Origin of the sequence: uncultured Granulicatella sp. (assembly GCF_963528315.1) — a bacterium.
Lineage (GTDB): Bacteria > Bacillota > Bacilli > Lactobacillales > Aerococcaceae > Granulicatella.
In genome coordinates this window covers 1-11,208 of sequence record NZ_CAURVV010000050.1, presented here as the reverse complement: position 1 = coordinate 11,208, position 11,208 = coordinate 1, and the positions used below count along the sequence as shown (strand labels likewise).

Genomic DNA, 11,208 nt, shown 5'->3' with positions numbered 1-11,208 from the left:
GCTTCATATACAGTACAATTAGGATGCATTTTTTGAAATAGCTTAGCAGATTCCTTAACGCAACTCATTTCTTTTTCACCATAAATATATAGAACCTGCGCTTTGCTTTCTGTAATAGAATTTTTAAGCCTATATTCTCCCATATATGTTTGATACATAGTCACCAATGTTTTAATCGGAATCCTTGGCATATCCTCCATATAATAGCTTTCTATTTCTTGCGAATAAGCCATATCGGGATAAATTTTTTTCATTAAACTCAACTGAATTTTACTTGCATATTTGCTAAACATAAGTTTTCCGAATAATTTTACAATAATTGTACTAACCCTTGCCAGCTTTGGCTGAGGAATACAAATACTACCGTCTATTATTGCTTTCTGAGCTATATCACTATTTAGCGATAATAACTCAATGGCAATTTGACCTCCCAAAGAAACACCACCCACAGCAAACAATTTTCCATCGCAATAATTTTTTATATAGTCCATAATTTGCTGTGCGGAATTTTCAGTTGAAATATACTCTTTTTGATATTCTTCTCCATGACCATTAAGTGTTGGTAATATCACATGATATTTATCGGATAATATACGCGCTTGCCGAAGATAATTCCACCAGGAATTACCTCCCCCGTATATCAATAATATATGTGGAAATTTTTTATCACCAAATTCATGAAATATCATCTTCCAAAACCTCTACAAACTTAAATTTGTTAGCTAATAAGTTTACTCGCTTACTTATACACTTGATTTATTTCTTTGTTTTCTAAACACGAGACCAGCTAAAAAAGGCTAATGAAGTGCTTTATTACTTTCATTAACTATATATACATAGTCATTGTTTTTTTGAAACCCCTTAACTACCGTCAGTTTAACACATTTTTTTCTTTATTGTAAACATGGACTTTTTTCGATTTACGACCTATCAAACGCCTCTTACCTTACTTCCAAGAATACGTCACATTCACTTGAAAATTGGCTCTCCATAACTCTAAGATTTCTAGTAAGATTGCATAAATCGAGAACATTTCAAACTGGTTGAGCGACTTTTGATAGTAGTTTTTTCATTTCTTCAGTAAACTTTGTTAAAAAAGACTTAAAAGACTTACACTACGTTTTATAATTCAGCTAAACGATGAAAGAAAATTTTTGTTGCGAAAGTAATGGAAGCCACGCCTGGCTTCCATTACAGGTAAAATTCGAGACCAAGGCTCGAATTTTAGCCATGAGCCTCGCATGCGAGGCTGCTGGCGACCTTGCTAACACAAAATTTTCTTTCATCTTTTAGCCTATACGTTCTATTCTCATATAACCAAAAACGCCTAAATCTTTTCATCGATTTAGACGTTTTCCATCAATATATTATGCTGTAAAATCAGACATATTCTTTTTAACAACTTCTCCGCTTGGTAAACGTAGTTCAATAGTTCCATCCATATTAAAGATAACACTATCTAATCCTAATTCGTATCTAGCAGCAAATTTTGCGATTTTCTCTTGTACTGGATCTACTGCTGGTGCTTCTTCTAGTCCTGGTTCTAGTATTGGATCAGTTCCTACATTTCCCGCAGGACTCAACATTCCATTATCTGTTGAATTTTCTGGTTTCACAGGTTTTTCATTCGGTTTTGGAGGCTCTGGTAAAGAATCTGCTGGTTTATTTTCCGTTAGTTGGTTTTCAACTTTCCCAGTAGGCACTTCTGCATTCTCAGATGGTTTATTTTCAACATTTCCTTGTGATGCCTCTCCTGTAAAATCTGCCATATTCTTTTTAACGACTTTTCCACTAGGTAAACGTAATTCAATTGTTCCATCCATATTGAAAATGACACTATCTAATCCTAATCCGTAACTAGCAGCAAATTTTGCGATTTTCTCTTGTACTGGATCTACTGCTGGTGATTCTTCTAGTCCTGGTTCAGAAATAGGATTCTCATTTGGTTTTTCTGTCTCAGGTTTTAGTCCTTCGCCTGTTGGTGTTGAACTTCCTTCATCTTTTCCATTTGGTTTTGAAGTTTCTTCTACTTTTCCAGTTTCTTTTGGTGATTCTTCACCTTTTTCGACAGGTTTAGAAGTTTCTTCTGTTTCATGTCCTTTAAATTGTGATAAAACTCCAGGTTTTTCTGTTTGATTATTTTTCTCTAAAATCGGCACTTCTACAATATAAGATGATTGATTTTCTAAATAAGCATTTGCCATGAAGGTTACCGGAATTTTATTTCCTGCTGTCATCGTAGTTCCTTGATTTAATTTTGGAATAGGGAGTTTAATTTCACCCACTTTGTAGTTATTTTCTAAGTACGCATTTCCATGAAATTCATCAAATACTCTGACTAAAGCATCAGTCCCTTTTGGTACTGCATATTGAGGTTTCACTCTTAAATAAGTATCCCCCGCATGGAATGGATAGAAAATCGTACGGCTTGCCATGTTATAAGCTAATGATGATGGAACTGTAAATCTTCCTTCATAATTTACTTCTGGATAATCTTTTGAAGTAATCGTGTATTTAAATGTTTCTCCTGGTAAATATGGTTTATCTAATTCAAAATTAGCAATATTACCGACACCTTCACCGAATACTTTTCCTGATAATTTTTCAATCGTTTTTCCATCTGGAGTCGTTAGTTTCACCATCATATTTGTTCCTAATTTTTTCTCTAATTCTGGTGGGAAACTGAAGGACACACGTTTATGTCCATTTGCTAATGTAAAGTTTTGGTTGTTAAATGTATTATTTTTCAATAATTTTATAACACTTGCTAATTCTTCACCTGTATAAACTTTATTCCCTTCTTTTTTAGCAACTCCTTCTTCTGGTTTAAAGAGTTCATAATTGCTATGAGAGTGCCCAATTCCAACTGGTTTATGTTCATCAATTGGATCAGCGTGATGGTGATCTCCGTGTGGATAAATAATGGCATTTTTTTCTTTATTGACTACAATACTTTCACGTTTTACACCGTATTGTTTCATAATACCTGCAATTTTTTCTTCGATTTTTTTATCTAACTCACTCATTTCTGCAGGTTTCGTTGAATAATCATGGTGATGTTCCTCTTTAGGTGCCGTTGCAGTCCCATTATAGCGTGCTTTAGCTGCTTCTAGATGTTCTTTTGGAATTAAATTTTCCCATTTTGTATGGACTAATTGTTCAAATGGAATCACATGAATATCTTTCATATTTCCATTATGCGCTACTAATAAATTTTCTCCTGATGTACCAATAATATGATTTCCATCAAATAAAAATCCATCGCTCGTTCTATAATGAATTCCGGCAAATTGTTTTTCTTTTGGCTGTGTAGTTGGAGCTTCAGTGTTTGGTTTTGTTTCAGGAGTTGTAGGTTTTGTTGCACTTCCTCCTGTTAAACCATGTAGTTCCTTTTCTACCTTTTCAACTTTTCCAATCGTTGATGTAACAGTATCAGGCTGTGTGCTTTCAGGATTCACTTGATTTTTATAAATAAAATGGAAGTGGTCACCATGGCGAACTACATAACCTTCTGCTGTTTCACTTACAATATCTTTCTTATCAAATACATACCCATCATGGTCATGATCATCGTGTTCACCTTCGTGCTCATGTTTCTCTCCCTCATGATCATGGTGTTCACTTTCGTGGTCGTGATGTTCAGCAGTTACTACAGGATTTCCTTCTTTATCTTTATAAATATAATGGAAATGGTCTCCATGACGAACGATATACCCTGATTCAGTTTCACTAACAACATCTTTTTTATCAAAAACATAACCATCTTCAACTTCTTCATGATGTTCATGTGCTACTGGATTTGTAGCCATTGTTGTAGCAAGTGTTTGTTGGGCATTATTTTTATAAATAAAATGGTAATGATCTCCGTGACGAACGACATATCCCATTTCATTTTCTTCTACAATGTCATTTGGATTAAACACATATCCGTCATCTGCAGAACTAATGGCTTTCGTAGTAGAAGTTTTTTGTTCATAGATAGCATCTGCTGGTGGAGCTCCGTATACAAAATGATAGTGATCTCCATGTTTTTTTAAGTATCCATTTTCGAATACTTCTCCCACAATTGTTTTTGGTTTGTTTTCTTTTACTTTTTCAGCAATTTTCTCAAATTTTGCTAAATCAGTTTTTGAAATTTCTGTTGTTGTCGTTTCTGATTCTGTTTGCTGACTTGTGTTTTGATTATTAAAAAGTGAACAACCTCCCAATAAAACAAGGCTTGCACTCCCAATTAGTAATGATTTTTTATGAATTTTCATTCTATCTCCCTCTTCTATAAAACGTAATCTTTACGTTTTATAACTTTACACTCCTTTTATCTTTCTGTCAATGTTTTTTGAACACGTAATAAAAGAAAGCAGAAAAATGCTTTTTTGTTTGAGAGGTCGCCAGTAGCCCCTATGGGTCTCTTGGCTAAAAATCGAGCCTTGGTCTCGATTTTTACCTGCAATAGAAACCAACCCTTGGTTTCTATTGCTTTCGCTACAAAAAGATTTTTCTGCTTTCTTTTATATTATTTTTGCGTTTTTTCACTGAAATGTATTAGTTCCTAAAAAATAATTACACTACGTTTTAAAATTTAGCTAAACGATGAAAGAAAAATTTTTGTTGCGAAAGTCATGGAAGTCACACCTGGCTTCCATGACAGGTAAAATTTGAGACCAAGGCTCAAATTTTAGCCATGAGACTCGCTTACGAGGCTGCTGGCGACCTCGCTAACACAAAATTTTTCTTTCATCATTTAGCTCATACGTTCAAACAAAAAAAGACTTCGAAACACTATTACGTTTCGAAGTATATTCATCGTTTTCTATTCAACTACTGTTTTATCTAAAAATCCTTTTAAGAATTTTTCAACAATAAAAGTACCTAAGAAGGCAAATAAAATATTAGACACAGCTACGCCAAATACGCTAGGCCAGAATGGCACTTGTAATGAGTAATACAATGCTGCGGCTACTACAAAACCACACCAAATTCCATATGCAGCACTCTTCACATAAGAATTTTTGAAAATACGGTTAAAAACATATAAACTCACTGACTGAATTAAAAATCCAGATAAAATATCAATCGGTCCAAGAGGGCTTGGAATATTACTAATCATTACACCGATTAAAATCCCTAATGACAATTGCGGTTTATAAAATGGCACACCCATTAATAAAGTTGATAAACGGAATTGAAACATCCCGTAAGAAATAGGATTAATTAATGTTAAAACAACATATAATGCCCCTATTAAAGTATTTTGTGTTAATAATCTAATTTGTTTTTTATTCACTATAAAATCTCCAATCCATTTGCTAAAAAGGCTTTGTTTCGATCAATACAAGTTCCACATTTCCCACATGGAGGATACACGCCATTGTAGCAACTATACGTCAATTCATAAGGAACACCTAATTCGACTCCTTTTGCGACAATATCTTTCTTTTTCACTTGTCCAAATGGAGCTGTCAATCGAACTTTGCCACCACTTCCTAATTGAACAGCCTGATTCATCGCTTCAATAAATTCAGGTGAACAATCTGGATAAATGACTCCTGAATCATCCAAGTGTGCCCCAAAATAAATTTCAGAAGCGCCTTTTTGCATCGCAATTCCTGCTAAGATCGAAATAAAAATTCCATTACGAAACTCCACTTCGGTATTCGCTTCTGTTTGAGTCGCATAATCTCCTGTACTTACTTCCATATCATTTCCAGCATTTAAAGAAGATTTACTTCCAGAAAACACAGAAGTAACATCCAAAATTTGATACGGAACTTTGTAATACGCTGCAATTTTTCGTGCAGCTTCTAATTCCAATTCCTTATGCTTTTGATTATATGAAAATGAAATAGCTTCAACTTGAGGATCTTGACTTAAAGCAAGCGCTAATGCAGTCGAACTATCGACTCCACCACTTAATAATACTAATTTCATCACGATTCTCCTTAACGGTTGTCCACTTTTTCAGGATATAAATCATGATTCATCATACGGTGGTCTGCAACTTGTTCCCATTTAGTTCCTGGTTTTCCATAGTTGCAATATGGATCAATAGAGATTCCTCCACGTGGTGTAAATTTACCCCAAACTTCAATATATTTTGGATCCATTAATTTTACTAAATCTTTCATAATGATATTCATGCAGTCTTCATGGAAATCTCCACGATTTCTAAAGCTAAATAAGTATAATTTTAAAGACTTGCTTTCTACCATGCGTTCTCCTGGAACATAACTAATATAAATTGTCGCAAAGTCAGGTTGACCTGTAATTGGACATAAGGAAGTAAATTCTGGACAATTAAATTTTACAAAATAATCGTTTTCTGGATGTTTATTTGGGAATGATTCTAGCACTTCTGGTGCATAATCATCACGATAAACTGTTTTACTTCCTAAGTGTGTAATTTCTCCCATTTCTTCGTTTTTTCTCATTGTTATTCCTTCTTTCCGGACTATTTAGACATAAAAAAATTCCTGAAAAACACCATCGTTTTCCAGGAATCTATTGATCATTTCATGTTCAAATAAGCCCTAGTTTTGTTTATAGACAGGATGGTTACGAACTGTCTGACAAATATTCTACCATAAATGAAACGGATTGACTAGTCTTGAACTAAGCGATGTATCCATTTTTGTGAATAAACACGATAAAGTCCGACGACTACTTTTGTCGCTTCTTCCATTCCTGCACAAATGACAACTAGAGTAACTGGTAAATGCCACACTCCTGCTGCTAAAAGAGATAATGGGACGCCGACTAACCAAACACAACTCATTTCTAATTTCATTCCATAATGAGTATCGCCACCACCTCTTAATACTCCTACAACAATAATGGAATTAATTGTTTTTAAAACAAAAATAATACCCATCACTTGTAATAATTGTTGACCGAGGCTATACACTTCTGGACTAATATGCCCAAATAATAATAATGTCCATTGTGGAGTTAGACTTTCAATAGCACCAATGATTACACCCGTTATAATGGATAAAATAATAAATCGATTCGCATCTTTTTTTGCTTGATCAATTTTATTTTTCCCAATACTTTGCCCAAGCATAATACTACAACTACTTCCTAGTCCACGGACGATAACAAAGGCTAAGCCTTGAATCGCAACCGCAATTTGCACCGCTGCAGTTGCTTGCGTTCCTACCATCGCATAAGCTGCATTATAAAATACTTGCCCTAACGCCCAGAATGTTTCATTGACAATCACTGGTAAAGTTGTCTTCCAATAGACCGTCCAAAATTCTTTCGGAATCTTTTGCAAATGTCGAATCGGAATTTGAAGTGGACCTTGATATCGTTTGATAACAAACACTAACACGCCAATTTCAATCAATCTCGCTACAACCGTTCCTAATGCTGCCCCTACAACTCCCATTGCTGGCAATCCTAATTTCCCAAAAATAAAAATATAATTGAAGAAAGCATTGGCGACAAAACTACTCATCGTTGCCACTAATGGAACTTTTGGATTTCCGGTACTTCTTAAAGCACTACCTAAAGAAAAACTCCATGCCGTTATAACATATGTTAAAGCAGCTACACGTAAATAGTCACCACCTGCTTGAACAACTGCTGCGTCCTTCGTAAATAATTCTAAAATCCCATAAGGGAATAACATGGCAACAAGCATAAATGCCACAGAAATCGCTGTAGACAACATTAAACTTGCCTGATTAATTTTTCGAACTTGAGGAACATCCCTCACACCCCAATATTGAGCGAATAAAACTGAAGAACCTGTGTTAATCCCAAAACAAATCAATGTAAATAAGAAAAATACCTGATTCGCTAAGCCCACACCCGCAATACTCGCATCTCCAAGAGAGGAAATCATCATCGTATCTAATGTGTTCAAAAATGAAGTTAATAAACTTTGCAACGCAACCGGAATCGCAATCGCAAACATTTGTTGATAAAACGCCTTTGAATTCATCTCATCCTCCTTTTATCATGTATCTATTTCTTCTAAATCATTTTCTCTTAAACTATTCTATACTTTTGATGAATTTCTTTCAAATGATTGTATAACTCCAAACAAAAAAAGGATGAGTGACTCATCCTTTTTTTGTTTGAATTGATTAGATTCCAGGTGCTTCGTTTAGGTGTGCACGTAACATCCAAATGATTTTTTCAATATCGCCTTTGAAACCGATGCAGATATCTTGTGATACATCATCGCCTTCTTCTCCAGCTGTTTCTATACCTTCTTGGTATAAACCTATTAAGTATTCATATCCTACTAATAAATGTCTTACCCATTCATCAATTGAACGTTCGTAAGATGCAGGAATATCTTGAATCTTAGTGTTATCTGCAAATTCACGTAATGTTGAATATGGTGCTCCCCCAATAATGATTAAGCGTTCTGATACTTCGTCTAATTGAGCGTTAATTTCATCCATTAATTTATCCATTGCTGGGTGTAATGTTATAAATCCACGTCCACGCATATACCAGTGTACTTGGTGAATAATTGCTGCTTGTTGGCTTAAGTCAGCTACTAATTGATTTAATACTAATTTTGTTTTTTCTTTTGACATTTGTCATTCCTCCTTTATGAATAAAGTATATCACAGAATAGAATAATTCTAAACTAGAATGCTCATAATTTTTATATTTTTTTAAATAATAAAGAAATAAATAGACTTTTTGCTGTAGCCTTAACAATGAGACTCGCAAGGCGAGGTTACTAGCGTCCCTTGCTACAGCTAGACAAAGTCCAATTTACGTAATTACTGGACAGAATAATTAGGCGCTTCTTTTGTAATTTGTACGTCATGTGGATGGCTCTCTCTCAATCCAGCACCACTCATACGAATAAACTGCGTATTTTCACGAAGCTCCTCTAAATTATGCGCTCCAACATACCCCATACCAGAACGCAAACCACCAATCATTTGATAAATAATATCACTCGCAGCACCTTTATATGCTACACGACCTTCAATTCCTTCTGGAACACGCTTATTCGCTTCATTTTTCGATTGGAAATAACGATCACTCGATCCATTTTCCATCGCAGCTAAACTACCCATTCCACGATATGTTTTAAAACGACGCCCTTGATAAATTTCAAATTCACCTGGAGACTCATCCGTTCCTGCTAATAAACTACCTAACATCACAACATGCCCACCAGCAGCAATTGCCTTTACAATATCTCCAGAATATTTAATACCACCATCTGCAATAATCGCTTTTCCATATTCTCTTGCAACGGTCGCAGCATCATAAATCGCAGTCACTTGTGGTACACCTACACCTGCTACTACACGAGTTGTACAAATCGAACCTGGTCCAATCCCTACTTTTACAACATCCACTCCCACTTCGAATAAAGCACGAGTTCCTTCAGCTGTTGCAACATTTCCTGCAATTAACGTTGCATCTGGGAATGTTTCACGAATTTCTTTAATTTTACGGATAACTCCTGCACTATGTCCATGTGCTGTATCAATGACTATCGCATCTGCTCCTGCTTCGAGTAACGCTTTCGCTCGTTCAAAAGTATCCGAAGTAATACCGACTGCTGCGGCTACTAATAATCGTCCATGTTCATCCTTCGCCGAATTAGGAAATTCAATCACTTTTTCAATATCTTTAATCGTAATTAATCCTGATAAATTTCCTTTTTCATCTACTAGAGGAAGTTTTTCAATCTTATGTCTTTGTAAAATACTTTCTGCTTCTTTTAAAGAAGTTCCTACAGGTGCAGTAATTAATGGTTCCTTTGTCATCACTTCTTCAATTTCAATAGAATAGTCCGTAATAAAACGTAAATCACGATTCGTTAAAATACCAACTAATTTTTGATTGTCAAATGATTCCACAATTGGAACCCCACTAATACGATATTTCGCCATCAATTCTTCTGCTTCTTGTACAGAATGTTTTGGAGTTAAGAAAAATGGATTCAAAATAACTCCACTTTCAGAACGTTTCACTTTATGTACTTCTTCGGCTTGCGCTTCAATCGACATATTTTTATGAATAACTCCTAACCCACCTTGACGTGCAATCGCAATCGCCATTGTTGAATCTGTAACAGTATCCATACTCGCACTCATCAATGGAATTTTTAATAATAAATTCTTTGCAAGTTGTACTTGTAAATCCACATCATTTGGCAGCACATGACTTTCTGCTGGAATTAATAGTACATCATCAAACGTATAACCTTCTTTTTGAAACTTCGTTTCCCACATGGACATAATGGAGACCTCCTAGAATCTGTAATTTTTTAATAGCTACTATACCACGAACTAAATAAAATTCAAGTAGTTTTTCATTAGAAAACGGTTAATTTATGAACGTTTTATATCATTACGAATAAAAACATTCATGTTTTTCATGTTTTTTAATCCACCATTTTTTCATTTCAATATCTGTGCTACAATAAATAATATGAATAAAGGGGGATTATCATGAAAAAAATCATTTATGCAGTGGTAAGTTTAGCATTTTTAACTGCTTGTCACTCTACAACAACAGAAAACAAAACAGAAACGACTCAAGCAACTGCTACAACTGAACAGACTACTGTAACAACTAAAAAAAGTAATGGAGAAGCAGATTTATCATTAGGCATTCAAATGGTTGTTAACAAGAAACATAAACTTCCTGCTGACTATAATCCAGGAGAAAATCCAATTGCAGGAGAAAAAGTTAGAGAACTGATTCAAAAAATGCAAGAGTTGGGATTCAGTATTAGTAATCAATATAGTGGATTTCGTTCCTATGAGTACCAAACTCAACTTTATCAAAACTATGTGAATAAAGATGGAAAAGAAGCAGCAGATACTTATTCTGCTCGTCCAGGATATAGCGAACATCAAACTGGCCTAGCTTTTGATATTTTAAACGGGGCTGGCGGATTATTAGGAGAAAATCCTCAAGATAAGAAAGCTATTGAATGGTTGCATAGCCATGCTCATGAATATGGCTTTATTGTAAGATTCCAAGAAGGAAAAGAAGCAATTACGGGTTATCAAGCAGAAGCGTGGCATATAAGATATGTAGGCGATATCGCAGAAAAAATCTACACATCAAAACAAACACTAGAAGAATACTTTGGAGTAGAAGGCGGCAATTACGCCGATTGATAATGAAAAATCCGTTAATCGGGAATGATTAACGGATTTTTCGGTTGTTCGACAAATCCTGTTGGTGAGAAATCACCGACAGGATTTTTTATAT

General features: G+C 34.9%; 9 protein-coding genes. 1 reads left to right on the top strand and 8 read right to left on the bottom strand.

Annotated elements, in window-relative coordinates; translation table 11 throughout:
• The 8 genes from RYK07_RS08025 to guaB form a co-directional block, all read right to left on the bottom strand.
• Positions 1 to 689: alpha/beta hydrolase (locus RYK07_RS08025; RefSeq protein WP_314853340.1), on the bottom strand; the 689-nt coding region annotated here is incomplete at its 3' end.
• Between the two features lie 678 nt (positions 690 to 1,367).
• Positions 1,368 to 4,259: a pneumococcal-type histidine triad protein gene (locus tag RYK07_RS08020; RefSeq protein ID WP_314853339.1), complete on the bottom strand. Its 2,892-nt coding sequence runs from the start codon at positions 4,257 to 4,259 to the stop codon at positions 1,368 to 1,370.
• 551 nt (positions 4,260 to 4,810) lie between these two features.
• Entirely contained in the window at positions 4,811 to 5,284 is a 474-nt protein-coding gene (locus RYK07_RS08015) for a QueT transporter family protein (RefSeq protein WP_314112042.1), read from the bottom strand.
• Entirely contained in the window at positions 5,284 to 5,928 is a 645-nt protein-coding gene (gene queC / locus RYK07_RS08010; protein ID WP_314853338.1) for a 7-cyano-7-deazaguanine synthase QueC, read from the bottom strand. Before queC ends, RYK07_RS08015 begins: the two co-directional genes overlap by 1 nt.
• Positions 5,929 to 5,939: 11 nt before the next feature.
• Positions 5,940 to 6,428 carry a preQ(1) synthase gene (gene queF, locus RYK07_RS08005; RefSeq protein WP_006703907.1) on the bottom strand — a complete coding sequence of 163 codons (489 nt, stop codon included), beginning with the start codon at positions 6,426 to 6,428 and terminating at the stop codon, positions 5,940 to 5,942.
• Between the two features lie 170 nt (positions 6,429 to 6,598).
• A complete protein-coding gene (locus RYK07_RS08000) occupies positions 6,599 to 7,945 on the bottom strand; it encodes an MATE family efflux transporter (protein WP_314853335.1) in 1,347 nt (448 codons plus the stop codon).
• A gap of 145 nt (positions 7,946 to 8,090) precedes the next feature.
• Positions 8,091 to 8,552 carry a DNA starvation/stationary phase protection protein gene (locus RYK07_RS07995; RefSeq protein ID WP_314853333.1) on the bottom strand — a complete coding sequence of 154 codons (462 nt, stop codon included), beginning with the start codon at positions 8,550 to 8,552 and terminating at the stop codon, positions 8,091 to 8,093.
• Between the two features lie 192 nt (positions 8,553 to 8,744).
• The gene (guaB, locus tag RYK07_RS07990; protein ID WP_314853332.1) at positions 8,745 to 10,223 is read right to left on the bottom strand and encodes an IMP dehydrogenase; all 1,479 of its coding nucleotides are present in this window, start codon (positions 10,221 to 10,223) and stop codon (positions 8,745 to 8,747) included.
• Positions 10,224 to 10,436: 213 nt separating this feature from the next.
• On the opposite strand from guaB, the gene RYK07_RS07985 reads away from it, so the two are divergent.
• Positions 10,437 to 11,114, top strand: coding sequence for a M15 family metallopeptidase (locus tag RYK07_RS07985; RefSeq protein WP_314853331.1), 678 nt, complete (start codon positions 10,437 to 10,439; stop codon positions 11,112 to 11,114).
• Positions 11,115 to 11,208: the final 94 nt, after the last annotated feature.

Bases quoted from the DNA above. Each gene is read 5' to 3' on its own strand.
- RYK07_RS08020 (WP_314853339.1), bottom strand. From the start codon at position 4,259: ATGAAAATTCATAAAAAATCATTACTAATTGGGAGTGCAAGCCTTGTT.
- queC (WP_314853338.1), bottom strand. From the start codon at position 5,928: ATGAAATTAGTATTATTAAGTGGTGGAGTCGATAGTTCGACTGCATTA.
- queF (WP_006703907.1), bottom strand. From the start codon at position 6,428: ATGAGAAAAAACGAAGAAATGGGAGAAATTACACACTTAGGAAGTAAA.
- RYK07_RS08000 (WP_314853335.1), bottom strand. From the start codon at position 7,945: ATGAATTCAAAGGCGTTTTATCAACAAATGTTTGCGATTGCGATTCCG.
- RYK07_RS07995 (WP_314853333.1), bottom strand. From the start codon at position 8,552: ATGTCAAAAGAAAAAACAAAATTAGTATTAAATCAATTAGTAGCTGAC.
- guaB (WP_314853332.1), bottom strand. From the start codon at position 10,223: ATGTCCATGTGGGAAACGAAGTTTCAAAAAGAAGGTTATACGTTTGAT.
- RYK07_RS07985 (WP_314853331.1), top strand. From the start codon at position 10,437: ATGAAAAAAATCATTTATGCAGTGGTAAGTTTAGCATTTTTAACTGCT.